We start from the raw sequence: 19,528 nt of genomic DNA, 5'->3' as shown, positions 1-19,528 counted from the left end.
CGCACCCTGGGGGAGCACCGGCCGCCGGCCGTCGGCGCAGGGTCAGGCACCGCGCCCGGAGAGGGGACCTTACGAACAGCCCCCGGTGTGATCAATACTTCGCGCCATGGTTGCTTCTTGGTGGTCCCGGGCCCGACTGGGGATCTTTGTGCACTGGACGCCCGCCTCCGTACCGGGCTGGGCCCCGCCGTACGTTCCCCCGGACGAGCTGCCCCTGGCGGGCCGCCGCTCGCCGCTCGGCTGGACGTCGTACGCCGAGTGGTACGAGAACGCGCTCCGCTTCCCCGGCAGCCCGGTCTCCGCCCACCACCGCGCGACCTACGGCACCCGCCCGTACACCGCGTTCGGGGGCGACTTCAACGACGCCCTGGACACCTGGGATCCGACCGCCTGGGCCCGCAGCTTCCGCGCCGCGGGCGCCGGTTACGCCGTCCTCGTCACCAAACACCACGACGGCTTCTGCCTCTGGCCCTCCGGGATCACCAACCCGCACCGCGCCGGCTGGCACACCTCGCGCGACGTGGTCGGAGAATTCGCCGATGCCGTACGGGCCGAGGGGCTGCGCTTCGGCGTCTACTACTCCGGCGGTCTCGACTGGACCTTCGACGACCGTCCCATCGGCACCGGCGCGGACACCGTCTCGGCCGTGCCCCGCGGCGGCTATCCCGCGTACGCGGGCGCCCAGATGCGCGAACTGATCCGCCGCTACCGCCCCGACATCCTCTGGAACGACATCGCCTGGCCCGGCTCCCTCACCGACATCCAGCGGCTCGTCGAGTACTACCGCTTCACCGTCCCGCACGGCGTCGTCAACGACCGGCTGTTCCCGTACGCACCGATGTGGCGCGCACTGCGACTGCCGGGTGCCAAGGCCCTGTACGACCGCTGGGAGCGCCGCACCATCGCCCAGGGCGAGGGCTTCGTGCCGCGCCAACCCCCGTACTACGACTTCCGCACACCCGAATTCGCCCGCTACACCGGCCCCGACCCGTACGAGATCACCCGTGGCATCGACCACAGCTTCGGCTACAACCGCAACTCCCCGCCCGAGGCGTTCCTCGGCCGCGACGCGCTGGACTCGCTGGTCCGCGAGACGGCGTCCGAGGGCGGCAACCTGCTGCTCAACGTGGGACCGCGCGGCGAGGACGCGACGATCCCCGCCGAGCAGCGGCTCCGCCTGGACTGGCTGGCGGAACTCACCCGCGACCGCGCCCCGGACGCACGCGTACCCGGCTGACGCGCCGGTCGGTGCGGGACGGGGCGAGAGACCGTGCGGGGCGGGTCGGCGCCGACGCGTGGCGGCGGGCGGCGTTCCGCTGCGGAGAGCCGCAGCGGAACGCCGCCGCCGACCGGGGAAACCATGTCGTACCGCGGCGGCCTCAGCCCTGGGGAGCGTCCCAGACCATGTCGAAGGCGCGCTCGAAGTTCACATACCCGAGGCGTTCGAAGGACCTGGCCATCGGGACGTTGCCGAGATCGGTCGCGGCCCGGATCCTGACGATGCCGTCCTGCGCGGCCAGCACCCGGGTGCCCTCGGCGAGGATGTCGTCGATGTAGCCGTGACCGCGATGGGCAGGCAGCACACCGAGGTAGGCGATGATCGGGTTGTAGCTGTTGCGTGCCGGGATCACGAACCCGACCGGTTCGCCGTCGGGGAGTTCGGCGACGCGCCACCACTCCCGCGGAGTCGTGTACTCCGCCAGCTCCTCGTCGTAGTGCTTCTCGGCCGCTTCGCGGGCGCTGAGACCGGACGCCAGGTCGGCGCGGCCGTGGGCGTCGAGCGTGCCTTCCATCACCGGTGTCATCAGCGGGAGGAGGTCCTCCCGGCCGTCGACGGGGCGGAAGCGCAGCCGGCCGCTGTCCGTCGGGACCGGCGTACCGGCCCGCCACTCCAGGCGCAGCCGCTCGACCAGCATCCGCGCACCGGAGCGCTCCATGACCCGGATCCGGGCCTCGACGACATCGCGGGCCGCCGGGTCCTCGCGCCAGTCGGGCGGGACGAAGCGTCCGTACTCGGGGCGCGGTGCCCCGGCGGGCACGACCGCTGACGTCGCGGCCTCCAGCAGCCGCAGCCCGGCCTCGCCGCGTTCGGGCTCGGGCAGGGTGTCGTCGAGGTCGAAGAAGTCGAGCAACATAGGTGCGTCGCCGTCCCGGCTCCACCAGGCGACTCGCGCCACCACATGCTCGCCGCGCAGCGCCACCCACATCCACTCCGGACGGCGACGCCCGCTCTCCAGGTCCTCGGCGAGCTCGTGATCGAGCACGTACGACAGCTGACGGAACAGTCCTAGCTCCTGCGGACCGGTGAGGGGACGGATGGTCAATTCCTGTGGTGCACGGGTCACAAATTCTCCTTGAGGCATACAGAGGGCGGCCGCCGATCGGCGCACCGCCCGCAGCGGGAGACGGTAGCAACCTCCTCCCGGAGCCGCCCGTGAATTCCGCGGCGGTGGTTCCGCGCAGGTCAGGGAAGGGGACGGAAGCGGGGTTGTTCTGGACACCCCGGGGCGCCCGGCACGACAATTGACCGCGTGACGTCTCCCTTCGAGTTCCACACGTACCCCGCGCGGCTTTCGGACGCCGAGCGCGACCGTGTCCTCGGCGTGCTCAGAGACGGCGCGGCCCAGGGCAAGCTGTCCCACGACACCTTCATGCGGCGGATGGAACTGGCCCTCACCGCCCGCCGCTCGGAGGAGCTGGAGGCGCTCACCGCCGACCTGGAGGGTGAGGGCCGCTGGTCACGACGGATACTCCGGGTCGTCGGCGGGGTGTCCGGCTTTCCCGGCCGGGTGCGCCGGGTCTGGCAGACGGAACGGCTCCCGAAGCTCCTGCTGCCCGCCCCGAGTCCGCACCCCCTGCTGATCGGCCGCGATCCGGGCAACGGGCTGCGGCTCAACCACGAGACGGTCTCCCGGCTCCACGCGGAACTCACCGCGCAGGGCGACCTCTGGCTGCTGCGCGACCTCGGCTCGACCAACGGCACGTGCGTCAACGGGCAGCGCGTCATCGGCACGGTCCAGGTCCGCGACGGCGACCAGGTGAGCTTCGGATGGATGAGCTTCCGGCTCTCCGCGCCCGTCCCGGGACCTCCTGCCTGAGACGGCCCGTCCCGTATCCCGTGCCTGAGACGGCCCGTCCCGTATCCCGTGTCTGAGACGGCCCGTCCCGTATCCCGTGCCTGGGACGAGCCCGTCCCCGCATCCCGCGCCCGGGGCGAGGCCAGGCTCGGGATTCCTCCTCGCCGGTCCCCTCAGGACCGCTGATGGAGACCACGGCCGGCGAGAGCGAGAAAGACCTCACCGACCGCCTCGGACAGTGTCGGGTGGGCGTGGATGTGATGAGCCACATCGGCCGGTTCGGCGTCCCACCCGACGATCAGCTGGCTCTGGGCGATCATCTCGGAGACGTGCGGGCCGACGAGGTGCACCCCCAGCACGCGGCCACCCCGCTCGGCGACGACCTTCACCATGCCGCCCTGACCGTGCACCATGCCCTTGGCCACGGCGGTCAGCGGCGTGGTCCCGACGGTGACATCGTGCCCGGCGTTACGCGCCTCCGCCTCGGTCAGGCCCACCGCGGCGGTCTGCGGGGACGAGTACGTCACCCGGGGAACGGCCGTGTAGTCCACTGCGGGCGGTCGGAGACCGGCCAGCGTCTCGGCGACCGACAGGCCCTCGGCGAAGGAGGCGTGGGCCAGCCCGAGGGAGGGCGGCGGCAGCAGATCGCCCACCACGTGGATGCCCGGCACGCACGTCTCGAACCGGGACCAGTCGGCGGGCGCCACATGACCGCGGTCGTCGGCGGCCAGACCGGCCGCCGCGAGACCGAGCCCGTCCGTCACCGGCTCCCGCCCCACCGCGACGAGCAGCCGCTCGGTCCGCACCGTGCGCGTCTCGCCGCGCGCGGTGCGGACCGTCGCGAGCACTCCGTCGCCCAGCACCGCCGCGTCCGAGAGCCGTGCCCCCGACAGCACATCGATCCCGCGCTTCTTCAGACCGCGGGTCAGATGGCGCGACACGTCGACGTCCTCCAGCGGCACGAGCCGGTCGGCGGCCTCCACCAGGGTGACGTCCGCGCCCATCGACCGGTGGAACGAGGCGTACTCGACACCGATCGCCCCTCCGCCCAGCACCAGGACGGATTTCGGGAGCCCCGGCGCGAACAGCGCGTCGTCACTGGTGACGACCCGGCGCCCGTCGGCCGGCAGGCCCGGCAGCGTGCGCGGCCGCGACCCGGTGGCGAGGACGATGCCGCGGCGGGCGACGATCTCACCGCGGCCGGTGACCCGGGCACTGCGCGGACCGGTCAACTCGGCGCTCCCGTACACCACGTCGACCGCCGCGTGCCCCAGATGCCCCACGACACCCCGGTGGTTGCGCGCCACGATGTCGTCCCGGGTGGCGACCAGCGCGGGCCAGTCCACCGAGTCCAGCGTGGCCTTCACCCCCCACCGCTGCCCGGCTTCCGCGATGCCGTCCACGAGTTCGGCCGCGTGGAGCATCGCCTTGCTCGGGATGCAGCCGCGGTGCAGACAGGTACCGCCGACCGCGTCACGTTCCGCAAGTACCACCCGCAGACCGAGGGCCGCGGCCCGCAACGCCGTGGAGTACCCGCCGGTGCCACCACCGATCACCAGCACGTCCGTCTCGGTCCGGTTCTCTTTCTCTTCCTGGGGCTGTGTCATGAGCCCAGCCTCCGCCCGGCCTCGTCATGAGTCCAAGGCAATGTTTCTGTGGATCCGATGCACAATCTTCATGGCAACGGTCCGCAGGACGTTCGACGGCCACGGTCCACGAGGCGTCCGGGCAAGGGTCCGTGGGGCGTCCGTGGCAACGGTCCACGGGCGCCTTCGCGGCAACGGTTCACGGGAGGGCGGCGCGGTGAGTCTGCGGCAGATGGAGTACTTCGTCACGGTCGTGGAGGAGGCGTCCTTCACCCGGGCAGCCGAACTCCTCCACGTCACCCAGCCCGCGCTGTCCCACCAGATCAAGGCCCTGGAGAAGACCGTCGGCGGCGCCCTGCTCGAACGGCTGCCGCGCGGCGTGCGCCTGACCCCGATGGGCCGGGCCTTCCTGCCGCACGCCGAGCGTTCCGTACGCAGCGCCGCCCAGGCCGCGCGCGCGGCCCGGGCGGCGGCCGGGGCGGAGGGCGGCGAGCTGCACATCGCGACGGTGCACGCGGTGGCCGTCGGGATCCTCCCGGACGTCTTCGCGCGCTGGCGCCGGGCGCACCCCGGGGTCGCACTCGTCCTGCACGAGTACGCCACCACACAGGCCCTGGAGGAACAGCTCGAACGCGGCATCGCCGACCTGGCCGTCGGCCCGCCGCCGGCGCACTGGCAGGGGCCCGTCGTCCCGGTAGGTGAGGAGGAGATCGTGCTCGTGGTCCCGTTCGACGACCGGCTCGCCGGACGTACCTCCGTCCGGCTCAGGGAACTGGCCGACCGGCCCTGGGTGCGCTGCGCGATGGAACCCTCCGTGCAGGGACAGCCCTTCCTCGACTGGGCCTGCGGCCAGGCCGGATTCACCCCCCGGACGGCGGTGCGCACCGAGCACACGTCGACGGCGGTGCGGATGGCCGCGGCCGGCGTCGGAGTCGCCACGGCCCCCGCCCATGTCGTCCGGGGCGCGGTCGGCGAGGACTGTGCGATCCTCGGCGTCGACCCGCCCTGGCGGCGTCGGCTGGCCGTCTTCTCCCGCGTCGAGCTGACGGGTGCCGCCGCGGCGTTCACGGACCTGCTCGAAGCGACCTGGCCGTAAGCGCTGCCCCGGGCCGTCCCCGGACTGTCCGGCAATCCGTCACCGGCTCCAGAGCTTCGGGCCGGGCCCGCACGCGGCGTGCCCCGCCCGACGCCACGCGCCGGCTCCGCCGGGCGGACGGGACTCCGCCCGGTCGGCACCGGGCTGCTCACACACGGTCCGTGGGCCCTTCTCGTCCGGCCCGGCCGAGGAGTGCCACCGGACGCTCGGCGAAGAGCTCGACGAGCGGGACCACGGTGTCGGTGAACTTCCGGCCGGGCGACAGCAGATCGGTCCACGGTCCGTCGTCCGGCAGCGTCAGCTCCGTCCCGTGCCAGCCGCCCGACTCGGCCAGCCGCAGCGACAGCCTCGTCACCGCCGTGACCACTTCGCCGGAGCGGCAGAACGCCAGGCAGTGCGCGGCCGCCGGGCCGTGGGCACTCAGCGGGGTGTACGTGCCCGACTCACCGAACACCTCCGGCCGTTCGCGCCGCAGCCGCAGCGCCACCGCGGTGAGCCGCTCCTTCTCACCGCGGGCCGCGTCCTTGTCCGGGGTACGGAACGGCCGCCGGTTGTCCGGGTCCACCAGCGCCGCGTACTCCCGTTCCGTGCCCTGGTACAGATCGGGCACGCCCGGCATCGTCAGCTGCACCAGCGCCGCGCCGAGGACATTGGCCCGTACGTACGGGGCGAGTGAGCTCGCGAAGCGTTCCAGCGCCTCGCGCACCGGACCCTCGCCGGCGGCCGGCCCCGCGGCGACGAAGTCCGTCACCGCTCGCTCGTACGCGGGGTCGGGCTCGGTCCAGCCGGTGAAGAGCGCCGACTCGCGGACCGCTTTCAGCAGCGCGGGCTCCAGCCGGGCCGCCATCTCCCGGACCGGCAGCGCCGCGCAGCCGACGGCCGTCTGCCAGGCCTGCCAGGCGAGCTGCGGATCGGGTGCGGTGGCGGGAGTCACCCGCCCCAGCTCCACCAGCAGCCAGGACCACTGCTCCGGACACTCGGTCAGCACCGCGATCCGGGCCCGCACGTCGGCGCTCCGCTTGGTGTCGTGGGTGGTCAGCGCCGTGCCGGTGGCCGGCCAGTCGCGCGCCAGCCGGGCCGCGAACGCGTGGAACTCCTCCGGCGCCACCCCCGGCTGCCCGGGATCGCCGCCCACCTCGTTCGCCGAGATCAGCGGTACGTACCGGTAGTACGCCGTGTCCTCGACCGACTTGGCGCGCAACGCCGACGCGGTCTGGGCGAACCGCACGCAGAACGCCGACCGGTCGGGCCCTTCCCCCAGCAGGCCGAGCGCCAGATCCCGCACGACGTCGACGGCCGACGCCTCCTCCGGAACGGAGAACATCGCCTTCGCGTCCCGTACGGCCGAATCCGGCAGCGCCGCTCGGGCCGCCTGCGTGCAGGGCCCGCCGGCTGTCGTGTACGGGCGGTAGACGGGCAGGCGTACGAGCAGCTCCCGCACAGCGGTGTGCAGCGTCCACGGCGCGTGGTCGCGCAGGGCGGGGTCCTCGGCACAGATGCGAACGGCGAGCCGGGTCAGCAGCCCGGTCTCGGCGGCCAGCTCATGCGTCACCACCCGGTACGCGGCCCGGCGGACGGTCGACGGCCAGTCACCACCGCGGTCCCCGGCGGGCCCGGCGAACTCCCGGTAACGGCCGACCAGCTCCGCGGCGCCCATCGGATCGACGAAGAGGCCGTCGATCCGATGCAGCGCGTCGTACCCCGTCGTCCCCGCCACGGCCCAGTCCGCGGGCAGAGGCTCGGTGCGGCCGAGGATCTTCTCCACCACCGTCCACCGCCCCTCCGTCGCCGCCGAGAGCCGTTCCAGATAGGCCGCCGGTTCGGCGAGTCCGTCGGGGTGGTCGACGCGCAGCCCGTCCACCACCCCGTCCCGGACCAGTTCGATGATCTTGCCGTGGGTGGCGGCGAAGACCTCGGGGTCCTCGACCCGCACTCCGACGAGATCCGAGATGGTGAAGAACCGCCGGTAGTTCAGTTCGGTGCGGGCCAGGCGCCACCAGCCGAGCCGGTAGTGCTGGGCGTCCAGCAGCTCGGGCAGCGGCAGGTGGGCGGTGCCCGTGCGGAGCGGGAACTCCTGCTCGCCGTAGCGCAGCACCCGGCCGTCGACCCGGAGCCTGCCGATCTCGTCGCCGATCCGTCCGGCCAGGACCGGCAGCAGCACCTTGCCGTCGCCCGCCGCCCAGTCGATGTCGAACCAGCGGGCGTACGGGGAGCCGGCGCCCTCGCGCAGCACCTCCCGCAACGCGTGGTTGTGGCGGGGGTCGGCGGCCATGTGGTTCGGCACGATGTCCACGACCAGCCCGAGACCGTGCGCACGCGCCGTGCGGGCCAGCTCCCGCAGTCCGTCCTCGCCGCCGAGCTCGGCGCGTACCCGGCCGTGGTCGACGACGTCGTACCCGTGCCGGGAGCCGGGCACGGCCTCCAGCACCGGGGACAGATGCAGATGGGAGACGCCGAGCGCGGCGAGGTACGGCACGGCCTGTCCGGCGGCCGAGAACGGGAAGTCCGGCTGGAGCTGGAGCCGGTAGGTGGCGGTGGGCGTCATGCCCGGTTCGTACCCAGCCTGCGGCCTCCTGTGTCACCGAACGACGCAAACGGCTCGACCGGCGGTGTCGCGGACCGCCGTACGACGAGTCCCCGCGCCCCGTCCCGCGCCGCCGGGACACCACGGACCCACACGTTCGGTCCCGAAGGGCCCGCGCCGTGGGCTACGCGGGCCGCTGGAGCACCACCATGCTCCGGCCGACCAGCGTCACCCGTTCGCCACCCGACACCTTCGGCCCCGAGCCGGGGAAGACCCCGGTGGGATGCGCCGTGTCCACCACCACCCTCCACTGCCGGCCGTGATTCACCGGAACGGAGAATTCCAGCGTGTCGGCGCTGGCGTTGAACATCAGCAGGAACGAGTCGTCGGAGATGCGTTCGCCGCGCGGCCCCGGTTCCGAGATCGCATGGCCGTTGAGAAAGACCGTCAGCGCCTTGGCGTGCGCGGCCTGCCAGTCCCGTTGCTTCATCTCGCCGCCCTCGGGCGTGAACCACGCGATGTCCGAGAGCTCGTCGTGCGTGCCCTCGACCGGGCGGCCGTGAAAGAACCGGCGGCGCCGGAAGACCGGATGGTCGCGGCGGAGCCAGACCATGGCCCGGGTGAACTCCAGCAGACCGCTGCGCGGATCGTCGCCGTCCGCCGGATCGTTCCCGCCCGCACCGTCCGCACCGCCCTTGTCGGGGTCGGGGTCGGGCCAGTGCACCCACGACAACTCGTTGTCCTGGCAGTACGCGTTGTTGTTGCCCCGCTGCGTACGCGCGAACTCGTCGCCGTGGCTCAGCATCGGCACGCCCTGCGACACCATCAGGGTGGCGATGAAGTTCCGCATCTGGCGCTCGCGCAGGTCCAGGATCTCCGGCTGGTCCGTCTCGCCCTCCGCGCCGCAGTTCCAGGACCGGTTGTGGCTCTCGCCGTCCCGGTTGCCCTCGCCGTTCGCCTCGTTGCGCTTGTCGTTGTACGAGACCAGGTCGTGCAGCGTGAATCCGTCGTGGCAGGTCGTGAAGTTGATCGAGGCGAGCGGTCGCCGTCCGTCGTCCTGGTACAGGTCCGACGATCCGGTCAGCCGTCCGGCGAACTCGGCGAGGGTCCGCGGCTCGCCCCGCCACAGGTCCCGCACGGTGTCCCGGTACTTGCCGTTCCACTCCGTCCACAGCGGCGGGAAGTTCCCCACCTGGTAACCGCCCTCACCCACGTCCCACGGCTCGGCGATCAGCTTCACCTGGCTGACGACCGGGTCCTGCTGCACCAGGTCGAAGAACGACGACAGCCGGTCCACCTCGTGGAACTGCCGCGCCAGAGTGGCCGCCAGATCGAAGCGGAAGCCGTCCACATGCATCTCCGTGACCCAGTACCGCAGCGAGTCCATGATCAGCTGGAGTACGTGCGGCGACCGCATCAGCAGGGAGTTCCCGGTCCCCGTGGTGTCCATGTAGTACCGCTGGTCGTCCGCGAGCCGGTAGTACGAGGCGTTGTCCAGGCCACGGAAGGAGAGCGTCGGGCCCAGGTGATTGCCCTCCGCGGTGTGGTTGTAGACCACGTCGAGGATCACCTCGACTCCGGCCTGATGCAGCGCGCGCACGGCCTGCTTGAACTCCAGCACCTGCTCACCGCGGTCCCCCCAGGAGGCGTACGCGTTGTGCGGGGCGAAGAATCCGATGGTGTTGTAACCCCAGTAATTGGCCAGACCCGCGTCCACCAGCCGGTGGTCCTGGACGAACTGGTGAACGGGCATCAGCTCGATCGCGGTGACGCCCAGTTCCGTCAGATGGGCGATCACCTCCGGGTGGGCCAGGCCCGCGTAGGTGCCGCGCAGCTCTTTCGGCAGCCCCGGATGGAGCATCGTCAGGCCCTTCACATGGGCCTCGTAGATCACCGTGCGGTGGTAGTCCGTACGGGGGCGTCGGTCGTCCCCCCAGTCGAAGTACGGATTGACCACGACCGAGGACATGGTGTGCGGTGCCGAGTCGAGATCGTTGCGCGCGTCGGGCCGGCCGAACGGATAGCCGTACACCGCCTCGCCCCATTGGATCTGCCCGGCGACGGCCCTGGCGTACGGATCGAGCAGCAGCTTCGCCGAATTGCAGCGGGCGCCGCGGTCCGGCTCGTACGGTCCGTGGACCCGGAATCCGTACCGCTGACCGGGCATCACGCCGGGCAGATAGGCATGGCGGACAAACGCGTCGGTCTCTCTCAGCTCCACCGCCGTCTCGGAACCGTCGTCGTGCAGCAGGCACAACTCGATTCGGTTGGCGGCCTCCGAGAAGACCGCGAAGTTGGTCCCGGCGCCGTCGTACGTGGCGCCGAGGGGATACGCCTGTCCCGGCCAGACCTGCATAGGTTGACTCTTCCACTTCTGATCCGGGTGCCTGGGGCTTGCGGGCTGCTTGAGCCAGATCTTCCCCGAAAGAGGTGCGGCTACCTAGGACGTCGCGCGGTCCGGTCAACATCGGGCCTCTCCGTGTCGCCCGGAACCGCGATCCGGTGACCCGAGCCGGACATACGCCCCGTATGAAGCCCTGGACGGGGTGGTCAATCCCTATGAATCCGCTCACTACGGCAGATCTTGCCGTCCGGAACATGCTTGTGTTCTGCGGGAGTTGAGGAAGGAGCCTGTGCATCCGGCTGCACCGGCTCCCGCTCCCGGAGTACCCTTCCTTGATCGTTGGTGGGGGAGTGGAAGGCGGTGCGCGGGTGAGCTCGGGAGGGTTCGAGCTGCCCCCGGGTGACACAGGTCACGAGGGGGACTCAACCGATGCCCCGCCCGGGGCGGTCTCGCTGGCGCAACCCATGGAGATCGGCGCTGAACTGGACTGGGGAGCGGACGCCTGGAGCGAGGTGCGCACACGCGCCCAGCGCGCCGGGCGCGCCTACATCTGGCTGAATCTCGTGGAGCAGCGGCTGCGCGCCGTCGTCGCCGCGGTGCTCCGGCCCATCTACGGCCCCGTCCACGGCGAGGACTGGGTGGTGGCCGCCGCCGGACCCGCCGGGCAGGAGTGGGTGCAGCGCGCCGTCGCCGTACGCGAGGTCTCCCGTCGCAAGGGCTACCTGCTGGACCCGGCCGACGACAACGTCCTCAGCTTCCTCACGCTGCCGCAGCTGCGTGAGCTGATGGTCCAGCACTGGCCCTGCTTCGAGCCGTACTTCGACGAACGCCGCGAGGTCGAGCTGGCGCTCGACGAACTGGAGGTCGCCCGCAATGTGGTCTCCCGCAACCGCGCCCTGAACGAGGCGGTCCTCGCCCAGGCCGAGCGCGCCTCGGCCCGGCTCCTGGAGATCCTGGGCAGCGGCGCCGCGGTCCCGTCGGCCGACCGGCTCCCGGTCGACGCCGTCGAGGAGCTTGTCGGCGACCGGTACGCGGATGTGGTCTCCGTCCATTCCGACCGGGTACGGCTCCAGCGGCAACTGCCCGCCGAGGACCTCTTCGGCGGTTCGCGCCGTCTCGACGCCATCGGCATAGGGCTCAACCTGCTGGTGCAGAACTTCTCCGGCCGCAGACTGATCCGGCTCGCCGAGTCGGGCTGCCGGGTCCGCCTGCTCTTCATCAACCCGGCCAGCAGCGCGGTCAAGCGCCGGGAGCGGGAGCTGGGTCTCAAGAAGGGCGAGCTGAGCCGGTCGGTGGAGATGAACATCCTCCATATGCGCCGGGTCCGCTCCAAGCTCCGTGATCCGGGCGCCTTCGAGATCCATGTCTTCGACGAGACGCCGCGCTTCACGGCCTACCTGGTCGACGGCGACGGGACGGACGCGGTCGGGGTCGTCCAGCCGTATCTGCGGCGCGCACGCGGCATGGAGGCACCCGTGCTGGTCCTGCGGGGCGGCGGGCGCGCGGTGGTCCGGGCGGGACAGGACAACGAACACGGGCTTTTCGAGACATACCGTGAGGAATTCGAGTCCGTGTGGACGGATTCACGGCCCGTCTCCTGAGGTGGTGCCGGGGGTCGGTTCAGCGAAGGCCGTTCCCGAGGGGGCGGCCGTCCGTTGTCAGTGGTGCGTGCGAGGGTGGTCATCACCTGGGGGAGGGCACCACGAAGGAGGTACGGGATGAGCTGGCACCTGGAGCCGCTGGTCGGCTTCGACCTGGAGACGACGGGCACCGACGTCGAGACCGACCGCATCGTGACGGCCGCGGTCGTGCGCCTGGATGCGGCAGGGGCCGTCTCGGCTGAACGGACCTGGCTGCTGAATCCCGGGGTGGCGATACCTGAGCAGGCGTCGGCGATCCACGGCATCTCGACAGAACATGCTCGCGAGCACGGAGTGCCGGCTGCTTCCGCCATCGAGGAGATCGCGCAGACCGTCGCCGAGGGGCTGCGTCTTGGTACGCCCCTGGTGGTGATGAACGCACGCTACGACCTGTCACTGCTGGACCGTGAGTGTCGGCGGCACGAGGTCGAGTCAATCAGCGAGCGGCTGGGCAGTGTGCCTTCGCCCGTCATCGATCCGCTGGTGATCGACAAGCACATCGACAAGTACCGGAAGGGCAAGCGGGCCCTCCATGCGTTGTGTGCTCACTACGGGGTGTCGCTCGATGACGCGCACAATGCGAGGGCCGATGCCGTGGCCGCCGCCCGCGTGGTGCGACGCATGGGTGAGAAGCATCAACCCGTCGGCCTGATGCCGTTGGCGGATCTGCATGACCTTCAGGTGCGTGCGGCGGCTGAACAGTCGGTCTCTTTGCAGGCCTATCTGCGGCGTACCGCGGATCCGTCGGCAGTCGTCGAGCCGGCCTGGCCGCTCGTTCCCCGGAGGCGATGACCGCGTTGGGTCAGCCCCCTCCGGGCGCGAGAGCTTGCAGGTGGGAGAGGACGATCCGGCGCCGTGGAAGGTCGACGTCCACGATTTTCACCGTGAGGGTGTCTCCGACCTGGACCACGTCCTCGGGCCGAACCATGTGTCCTTCGGCCAGCTCGGTGAGGTGCACCAGGCCTTCGAGGCCGTCCTCTCTGTCTTCGATACGGACGAAGGCGCCGAACGGTACAAGTTTGGTCACGACGCCGGTCACCGTCTGGCCGACCTGCTGTACGAATGGCGGCATCGGGTCCTCTTGCAATGCCTTCAGGGACAGCGGCACATGCTCGCGCACCAGGTCGACGTCGAGGATCTCGGCCGAGATTTCCTGGCCGACGGTGACGATGTCGGAGGGGTGATTGATGCGGCGCCAGGACAGTTCGGGAATGTTGATCACCGCGGTGAAACCGCCGATGTCCACGAAGGTCACGCCGAAGCTGGCGATCTCCGTGACCGTGCCCGTGCAGATCTGCCCAGGCTGGAGAGTCTTCAGGAAGGCCCAGTTCCGGTCGCTCGGCGTCGGCTCGGTCCTCCACCGCGCGCGCAGGACACCGTCGCTGTCGGGCAGGACCGCAGTGAACAGCGGGTGGCGTTCATCGAGGGTCAAGGACAGGGCCATAGCGGCACGGGCGCCTGCCACCTGGGCGGCCAGTTCGCTGTACTCGGGCTCGTCGGCCGTCGTGCTGGAGATGGTCCCGTTCTCGTCCTCCCATAGGAACTCGACCGGACCTTCATCGGGAAGCGAGGCGAGGACCGCTGCGACATCGGTGGACAGGTCCGGCCAGACGGTCAACTGGGCACGAGGGGCGAGCCGGGCGCGTACCGAGTCGAGGGTGCCGTCGGTGAGGCGATGCCAGCGGGAGGCATTGTGGAGGTACCCCTCCTCCAATATCGCTGCGTGCCGCATGGCGACGGACCAGCGCAGACGGGCCCAGAAGTCCTCGTCGGCGGGACGCTGTACGCCGGGCTCGTCGAAGTCCTTGTCGTAGGGCGAGGCGTCCAGCGGCTCCGGGAAGAGACCGAGATCCCGGGTGCGGGCAACGGCGCGCTCGCAGGGCTGGTCGCTGCTGACGTAGACGTACTGGTCCCATCCGACCTGCACGGTGAACCTGTCCTCCACCGCCAGACGGCACCAGGCACCGTTGTCGCGGAGCATGACCCTGACCAGCTCCAGGCCGAGGGAGAGGGACACCTCGGCACCGTCGTGGAACCCGCTGAGATCGGGTGGGAAGAGCCCGGCAAGACCGTGGCCGTCGATCGCCGGCTCCAAGCCGAAGTGGGCAAGGCCGGAGATCCCCGGCTCACGAATGGCCAGATGGTCGATGCCGGTGTCTTCGGCGAAGGCGGCTATTGCTTGCAGATATGCAGCCTCGACCGGTCCGTGGTCGCTGGTCGAGTCCTCAGCGCCGATGTAGCTGTCGTGCTCGTCGCGGTCGGCAGGGTCGTACTTGGTGATCCGGTGGACGAAAGGCGGCACGTTGCTCCCCGTGGTTGTTGACGATGCCCGCTCAGCGGCCGATCTCGTGATCGGGAGCGTAGGGCGGGGGCCGGCGCATCGCCGCCTTCGAGGATGGCCATCGAGATCACCTTCTGCAAGGGGGATAGCGTGCCGCATCAGGCCGCATCAGGCCGCATCGATCAGCGGCGATCGATGCGAGTAACGCGATCGCTTCGCCTGAGTTCCCCGGGCCCGTCCGGCGCGCGGATCCGCGGCGGCGCCGGACGGAGCGCATACGCCCGTGGGGCATGAGGCCGTCACCGGCGCCCGGAGCCCGGCGGTTCGTTGCGGTCGCTGAGCGGTCCGACGTCCGGCGCCCGAGGACCTCGGCATCCCGCGGCCCTGATGGGTGGGCCGACCGGAGTGCCAGCGCACCTGGTGCCGTGCCGTGTCGGGCTGCGCGAGGCGGCGAGTCCTTCCGGCCGCGGCACCGATGCCCCTCCCGGCGATGTTTGCCAGTCACCGGGACTAGAACGGATACCACCGCACCGTCGTGTCCCCGTCGCGGAGCGATGCCACCCGGCGGCGGAACTCCGTGAGTGCCTTCGGGTCGGTCGGCGCGTGCTGGGAGACCCACGCACAGCTGGCTGTCTCACGCGCGCCGCGCAGCACCGCGCAGCCGTCCCAGGCGCGCACGTCCCAGCCGTAGGCGGCGGTGAAGGCGTCGTACGCCTCGGCCGGGAGACCGTACCGGTCCCTCGACAGCGCGAGCACCACCAGGTCGTGTTCGCGCAGATCCGCGGAGAAGGTCTCCAGGTCGACCAGCACCGGCCCGTCGGGGCCGACATGGACGTTGCGGGGGAGGGCGTCACCATGGATCGGCCCGGGCGGCAGATGCGGGACCAGTGCCGCCGCGGCTGCGGCGAAGCCGTCGCGGCGCTCACGCAGATAGGCGGCGTCGGCCGGGTCGATCGCATCGCCGGCGAGCCGCAGCCAGCGTTCGACGCCGCCCAGCAGTTCACGGCGCGGCAGCGTGAATCCGTCCGGGGCGGGCAGCGCGTGGACCAGGGTGAGGAGCGGCGCCAGATCCTGCGGCTCGGCGCGGCGTACGGCATCGGGCAGCCGGTGCCAGAGTGTCACCGGGTGGCCCTCGACCAGCCGCGCGCCCGGCTCGGCCGCCCGTACGGCGGGGACACCGGAGGCGGCCAGCCACTGAGCGACGGCCACTTCGCGCTCGGCCCGGTCCCGCAGTTCCGGGTTCTGCACGGCGTTCCGCCCGACCTTGACCACCAGGTCGTCCACGGCGAACACCGCGTTCTCACCCAGCGCGAGCAGCTTCGCACCGCCGGGGAATCCCGCAGCGGTCAGCACCTCGCGCGCACGCATCTCATTCATGCTCCGATTTTCGCATCTGTGCAGGTTGGCTTGACGAACCCACGGTCCGTCAGCACGATGGCGAGGGCTACCTGAGCGGCCAGAACGGTACGAAACCGGTGGAATAACGCAAGGGGGCGAATTCATGACATTGGCGAGTGCAACCGTACGTTCCGGGAGGAACGGGCCGCCTGGTAGTCCGCGTGACGCGCGCGCCCGGCCGATTGACCGGAGCGCCGGCACCTGGTTCCTGGTCCTGCCCGCGCTGATCCCGATCCTGATCCTCAGCGTCGGCCCGCTCCTCTACGGCATCGCGCTGGCCTTCACCGACGCCCAGTCCGGCCGCACCCGCTCCACGCAGTGGATCGGCGGGCTGAATTTCCAGGACCTGCTCCATGACACCCTCTTCTGGGACTCGTTCCGGATCGGTCTGCTCTGGGCGGTCGGTGTCACCGTCCCGCAGTTCGTCCTGGCGCTCGGCCTCGCCCTGCTGCTCAACCAGAACCTGCGGATGCGCTGGCTGGCACGGGCGCTGGCGATCATCCCGTGGGCGATGCCCGAGGTGGTCGTCGGCATCATGTGGCGGCTCGTCTACCATCCGGACGCGGGCGTCCTCAACGAGACCATCCGTGATCTCGGCCTCGGCGACGGCCGGGACTGGCTCACCGGACTCGCCACCGCCCTGCCCGCCGTGATCGTCGTGGGCGTCTGGGCCGGCATGCCCCAGACCACCGTCGCCCTCCTGGCCGGACTGCAGAACACCCCGCACGAACTCCACGAGGCCGCCGCGCTGGACGGAGCAGGTGCCTGGCGCCGCTTCCGTACCGTCACCTGGCCCGTGCTCAGACCCGTCGCGCTCTCCATCACCGCGCTCAACTTCATCTGGAACTTCAACTCCTTCGCCCTGGTGTACGTGCTGACCAACGGCGGGCCCGGCGGCCGTACCCGGCTGCCGATGCTCTTCGCGTACGAAGAAGCCTTCCGCTACGGGCAGTTCGGCTACGCCGCGGCGATGGGCTGTGTGATGGTCGCGGTGATCTCCGTGATCCTCGCGGTGCGTCTTGCCGGCCGACTCGGGGGAGGTGAGGAACGGTGAGCCTGCGCAGCAGCAGATCCGCACGGGCCGGACAGTACGTGGCCCTGCTCGGCTATCTCGTCTTCCTGGCGTTCCCGTTCCTGTGGCTGATCTCCACCGCCTTCAAACCGGCGCGCGAACTGGGCTCCCTGCACCCGACCTGGATCCCCGAGCACCCGACGCTGGACAACTTCCGCACGGCGTTCGACGAACAGCCGCTGCTCCGGGCCGCCGCCAATTCACTGACCACCGCGCTCTGCGCCGCGGCCATCGCGGTCCTCATCGCCACGCCCATGGCCTATGCGATGGCCCGCCACCGCTCCAGACTCTCGAAGGCCGCCACCGGCTGGGTCGTGGTCAGCCAGGCGTTCCCCTTCGTCCTGCTGATCATTCCGCTCTTCCTGATCCTGAAGAACCTCCATCTGATCAACACTCTGTGGGGGCTGATCATGGTGTACGTCGTCTGGGCGCTGCCGTTCGCGCTGTGGATGCTGGTGGGATACGTCCGGGCCGTGCCCGTCGAGCTCGAAGAGGCCGCCGCGGTCGACGGCGCGGGCCGGCTGCGGACCCTCGTCTCGGTCACCGCCCCGCTGCTGGCCCCCGGCATCGTCGCCACCGCACTCTTCGCCTTCATCACCGCATGGAACGAGTTCTTCTTCGCGCTCGTCCTGCTCAAGACACCGGAGAAGCAGACGTTGCCGGTCGTGCTGACCCACTTCATCGGCGCCGGGGGCGCGGTCGATCTCGGGCCGCTCGCCGCCGCCGCGTTCCTCGCGACCCTTCCCTCGCTGGTCGTCTTCGCCGTCATCCAGCGGCGGATCACCGGCTCCGTACTGGCCGGGGCGGTGAAGAGCTGATGCGCGCACCCCTACGGACGGCGGCCGTCGCCGTGGCCACCGCGCTGGCCCTGCTGCTCACCGGCTGCGCGGGGACGGGCGGCGGGGACGACAGCGGGCGGACCGAGCTCAGCTTCCAGTCGCTGGCCTGGCAGAAGGAGTCCGTCGACGCCAACAAGCAGCTGGTGAAGGAGTGGAACGAGGCCCACCCCGGCATCCATGTCACCTATGTCCAGGGCAGCTGGGACACCGTCCACGACCAGTTGCTCACCTCGTTCGAGGGGGACGAGGCGCCGGACATCATCCACGACGCCTCCGACGACCTCGCCGACTTCGCGTACGGCGGCTACCTCGCCGATCTGCGGACGCTTCTCCCGGACCGGCTGACCGCCGACATCCCGCAGCAGAGCTGGCAGACGACCACCTTCGGCGACGGGGTCTACGGAGTGCCGTTCCTCCAGGAGCCCCGCGTCCTGATCGCCAACACCGAGATCCTCCGGGAGTCGGGCGTCCGTATCCCCACCCCCGAACACCCCTGGAGCTGGACCGAGTTCCGGCAGATCACCAAGGAGCTGACCGGCAAGGGAAGATACGGCGTCGCCTGGCCCCTCAAGGAGCCGGTCTCCGTCACCCTCAACCTCGGCCTCTCCGCCGGTGGCCGGCTCTTCCACCCCGGCGCCGACGGCAAGGTGACCATCCGTGCGGACGCGGGCGACCACATCGTCCCCGGCATCATCCACGACCAGGTCGAGACCGACCACAGTGCCGCCCGCACCGCGCTCGGCATGGGCGGATCGGACACCCTTCCCGGATTCTTCGGCGGCAAGTACGCGATGGTCCCGCTGGGCTTCTCGTACCGCCAACAGGTCGTGGAACAGGCTCCCGAGGGCTTCGAGTGGACGGTGCTGCCCGCCCCGGCCGGCAGCGGAGGACTGGCCCAGGGGGTGAGCCCGCAGACCCTGTCCGTGTCGGAGGCGAGCCCGCACAAGAAGGAGGCCGCGCAGTTCATCGACTTCCTGCTCCGGCCGCGGAACATGGTGCGCCTCGCCAAGGGCGACTGGATGCTCCCGACCGGCACCGCGGCCCTCGCGGACCCGGCCCTGCACACCGACAGGAACGGCTGGTCGACCGGTGTCGCCGTGGCGAAGGCGCTCCGGCCCGCGCCCGCCCAGTCGGTGCGCGGCTACCCGGAGTGGAAGGACAAGGTCGCCACCCCGGCCCTCCAGGAGTACTACAGCGGGGCGATCGACGCCGAGGAGCTGACGAAACGTCTGGTCGAGGACGGCAACCGGGTGCTGGCCCGCTACCAGCGCTGAGGCCGCCCGGAACCGACGGAGAGGGCCGCTGCCGTGGGCGAACGGATGGCGGCGGGGGATGGGGAGGGGCGGCGCGTGGTGCGCGGCCAACCTCGTCGAAGGCGAACACCCCCGCTGAGTGGCGGGGGTGGAATCAAGCCGGATCCGCGTCCGCCCGGTGGTGCATGAGAGACCCGAGTTCCCTGGTGCGAAGTGTACGGATCGCCGTGACGAGACCGGCGGGCCCGGGGTGCGCGGCGGATTCCGGGGCAACGGCGCCCGGCTTGAGTGTGGTTGGCCGAAATCTTATTAAGAAACCTTGTTGTGTAAGTCACAGCTGCCTGAAGGTCTTGAACTGGGCGCGTCAATCAGCGAGGGTTTCGAGCCAACCCCCGGAGATCTTCCGGCCGGGGGTCAA

The 19,528-nt window shown here is 70.9% G+C and carries 14 protein-coding genes; 8 read left to right on the top strand and 6 right to left on the bottom strand.

The features are described 5' to 3' along the window. Positions 1-106 precede the first annotated feature (106 nt). Positions 107-1,237, top strand: a complete 1,131-nt coding sequence (locus tag ACFVUT_RS13075; protein WP_389658843.1) for an alpha-L-fucosidase — start codon at positions 107-109, stop codon at positions 1,235-1,237. Between the two features lie 142 nt (positions 1,238-1,379). Here the strand turns inward: ACFVUT_RS13075 and ACFVUT_RS13070 are convergent, their stop codons facing one another. Next, the gene (locus tag ACFVUT_RS13070; protein WP_389651713.1) at positions 1,380-2,363 is read right to left on the bottom strand and encodes a GNAT family N-acetyltransferase; all 984 of its coding nucleotides are present in this window, start codon (positions 2,361-2,363) and stop codon (positions 1,380-1,382) included. A gap of 168 nt (positions 2,364-2,531) precedes the next feature. Between ACFVUT_RS13070 and ACFVUT_RS13065 the strand changes: the two genes are divergently transcribed. Continuing rightward, positions 2,532-3,098 carry an FHA domain-containing protein gene (locus tag ACFVUT_RS13065; protein WP_389651716.1) on the top strand — a complete coding sequence of 189 codons (567 nt, stop codon included), beginning with the start codon at positions 2,532-2,534 and terminating at the stop codon, positions 3,096-3,098. Positions 3,099-3,250: 152 nt separating this feature from the next. On the opposite strand, the gene lpdA is transcribed toward ACFVUT_RS13065, so the two are convergent. Next, on the bottom strand, positions 3,251-4,684 hold the full coding sequence (lpdA, locus tag ACFVUT_RS13060) for a dihydrolipoyl dehydrogenase (protein ID WP_389651719.1): 1,434 nt from the start codon (positions 4,682-4,684) through the stop codon (positions 3,251-3,253). Positions 4,685-4,895: 211 nt separating this feature from the next. On the opposite strand from lpdA, the gene ACFVUT_RS13055 reads away from it, so the two are divergent. After that, entirely contained in the window at positions 4,896-5,759 is an 864-nt protein-coding gene (locus ACFVUT_RS13055; RefSeq protein ID WP_389652307.1) for a LysR substrate-binding domain-containing protein, read from the top strand. Between the two features lie 148 nt (positions 5,760-5,907). Here ACFVUT_RS13055 and treY read toward each other — a convergent pair whose 3' ends face one another. Both treY and glgX read right to left on the bottom strand, forming a co-directional pair. After that, positions 5,908-8,304: a malto-oligosyltrehalose synthase gene (gene treY, locus ACFVUT_RS13050; RefSeq protein ID WP_389651722.1), complete on the bottom strand. Its 2,397-nt coding sequence runs from the start codon at positions 8,302-8,304 to the stop codon at positions 5,908-5,910. A gap of 163 nt (positions 8,305-8,467) precedes the next feature. After that, on the bottom strand, positions 8,468-10,639 hold the full coding sequence (gene glgX / locus ACFVUT_RS13045) for a glycogen debranching protein GlgX (protein ID WP_389651725.1): 2,172 nt from the start codon (positions 10,637-10,639) through the stop codon (positions 8,468-8,470). 356 nt (positions 10,640-10,995) lie between these two features. On the opposite strand from glgX, the gene ACFVUT_RS13040 reads away from it, so the two are divergent. After that, complete coding sequence (locus tag ACFVUT_RS13040) at positions 10,996-12,228, top strand: SAV2148 family HEPN domain-containing protein (protein ID WP_389651729.1); 1,233 nt, start codon at positions 10,996-10,998, stop codon at positions 12,226-12,228. Between the two features lie 117 nt (positions 12,229-12,345). Next, a complete protein-coding gene (locus ACFVUT_RS13035) occupies positions 12,346-13,059 on the top strand; it encodes a 3'-5' exonuclease (protein WP_389651732.1) in 714 nt (237 codons plus the stop codon). A 10-nt stretch (positions 13,060-13,069) separates the two neighbouring features. On the opposite strand, the gene ACFVUT_RS13030 is transcribed toward ACFVUT_RS13035, so the two are convergent. Both ACFVUT_RS13030 and ACFVUT_RS13025 read right to left on the bottom strand, forming a co-directional pair. Beyond that, positions 13,070-14,569: a S1 RNA-binding domain-containing protein gene (locus ACFVUT_RS13030; protein ID WP_389651735.1), complete on the bottom strand. Its 1,500-nt coding sequence runs from the start codon at positions 14,567-14,569 to the stop codon at positions 13,070-13,072. Positions 14,570-15,058: 489 nt separating this feature from the next. Further along, entirely contained in the window at positions 15,059-15,925 is an 867-nt protein-coding gene (locus tag ACFVUT_RS13025; protein WP_389651738.1) for a phosphotransferase enzyme family protein, read from the bottom strand. 124 nt (positions 15,926-16,049) lie between these two features. Between ACFVUT_RS13025 and ACFVUT_RS13020 the strand changes: the two genes are divergently transcribed. From ACFVUT_RS13020 to ACFVUT_RS13010, 3 genes are read left to right on the top strand one after another with little or no spacing between them, the layout of a single operon-like run. Continuing rightward, positions 16,050-17,000 carry a carbohydrate ABC transporter permease gene (locus ACFVUT_RS13020; RefSeq protein WP_389651741.1) on the top strand — a complete coding sequence of 317 codons (951 nt, stop codon included), beginning with the start codon at positions 16,050-16,052 and terminating at the stop codon, positions 16,998-17,000. Further along, positions 16,997-17,836: a carbohydrate ABC transporter permease gene (locus ACFVUT_RS13015; RefSeq protein ID WP_389651744.1), complete on the top strand. Its 840-nt coding sequence runs from the start codon at positions 16,997-16,999 to the stop codon at positions 17,834-17,836. Before ACFVUT_RS13020 ends, ACFVUT_RS13015 begins: the two co-directional genes overlap by 4 nt. Beyond that, positions 17,836-19,131, top strand: a complete 1,296-nt coding sequence (locus ACFVUT_RS13010; RefSeq protein ID WP_389651747.1) for an ABC transporter substrate-binding protein — start codon at positions 17,836-17,838, stop codon at positions 19,129-19,131. The genes ACFVUT_RS13015 and ACFVUT_RS13010 overlap by 1 nt, the downstream gene beginning before the upstream one ends. Positions 19,132-19,528 lie beyond the last annotated feature (397 nt).

Source organism: Streptomyces sp. NPDC058051 (assembly GCF_042885475.1).
GTDB lineage: Bacteria > Actinomycetota > Actinomycetes > Streptomycetales > Streptomycetaceae > Streptomyces.
The sequence above is the reverse complement of the archived record's forward strand: the minus strand, read 5'-3'. Positions and strand labels throughout refer to the sequence as shown.

Excerpts from the sequence above, each read along its gene's own strand:
- ACFVUT_RS13075 (WP_389658843.1), top strand. The coding sequence starts at position 107 with ATGGTTGCTTCTTGGTGGTCCCGGGCCCGACTGGGGATCTTTGTGCAC.
- ACFVUT_RS13070 (WP_389651713.1), bottom strand. The coding sequence starts at position 2,363 with ATGCCTCAAGGAGAATTTGTGACCCGTGCACCACAGGAATTGACCATC.
- lpdA (WP_389651719.1), bottom strand. The coding sequence starts at position 4,684 with ATGACACAGCCCCAGGAAGAGAAAGAGAACCGGACCGAGACGGACGTG.
- ACFVUT_RS13055 (WP_389652307.1), top strand. The coding sequence starts at position 4,896 with ATGGAGTACTTCGTCACGGTCGTGGAGGAGGCGTCCTTCACCCGGGCA.
- treY (WP_389651722.1), bottom strand. The coding sequence starts at position 8,304 with ATGACGCCCACCGCCACCTACCGGCTCCAGCTCCAGCCGGACTTCCCG.
- glgX (WP_389651725.1), bottom strand. The coding sequence starts at position 10,639 with ATGCAGGTCTGGCCGGGACAGGCGTATCCCCTCGGCGCCACGTACGAC.
- ACFVUT_RS13035 (WP_389651732.1), top strand. The coding sequence starts at position 12,346 with ATGAGCTGGCACCTGGAGCCGCTGGTCGGCTTCGACCTGGAGACGACG.
- ACFVUT_RS13025 (WP_389651738.1), bottom strand. The coding sequence starts at position 15,925 with ATGAATGAGATGCGTGCGCGCGAGGTGCTGACCGCTGCGGGATTCCCC.
- ACFVUT_RS13020 (WP_389651741.1), top strand. The coding sequence starts at position 16,050 with ATGACATTGGCGAGTGCAACCGTACGTTCCGGGAGGAACGGGCCGCCT.
- ACFVUT_RS13010 (WP_389651747.1), top strand. The coding sequence starts at position 17,836 with ATGCGCGCACCCCTACGGACGGCGGCCGTCGCCGTGGCCACCGCGCTG.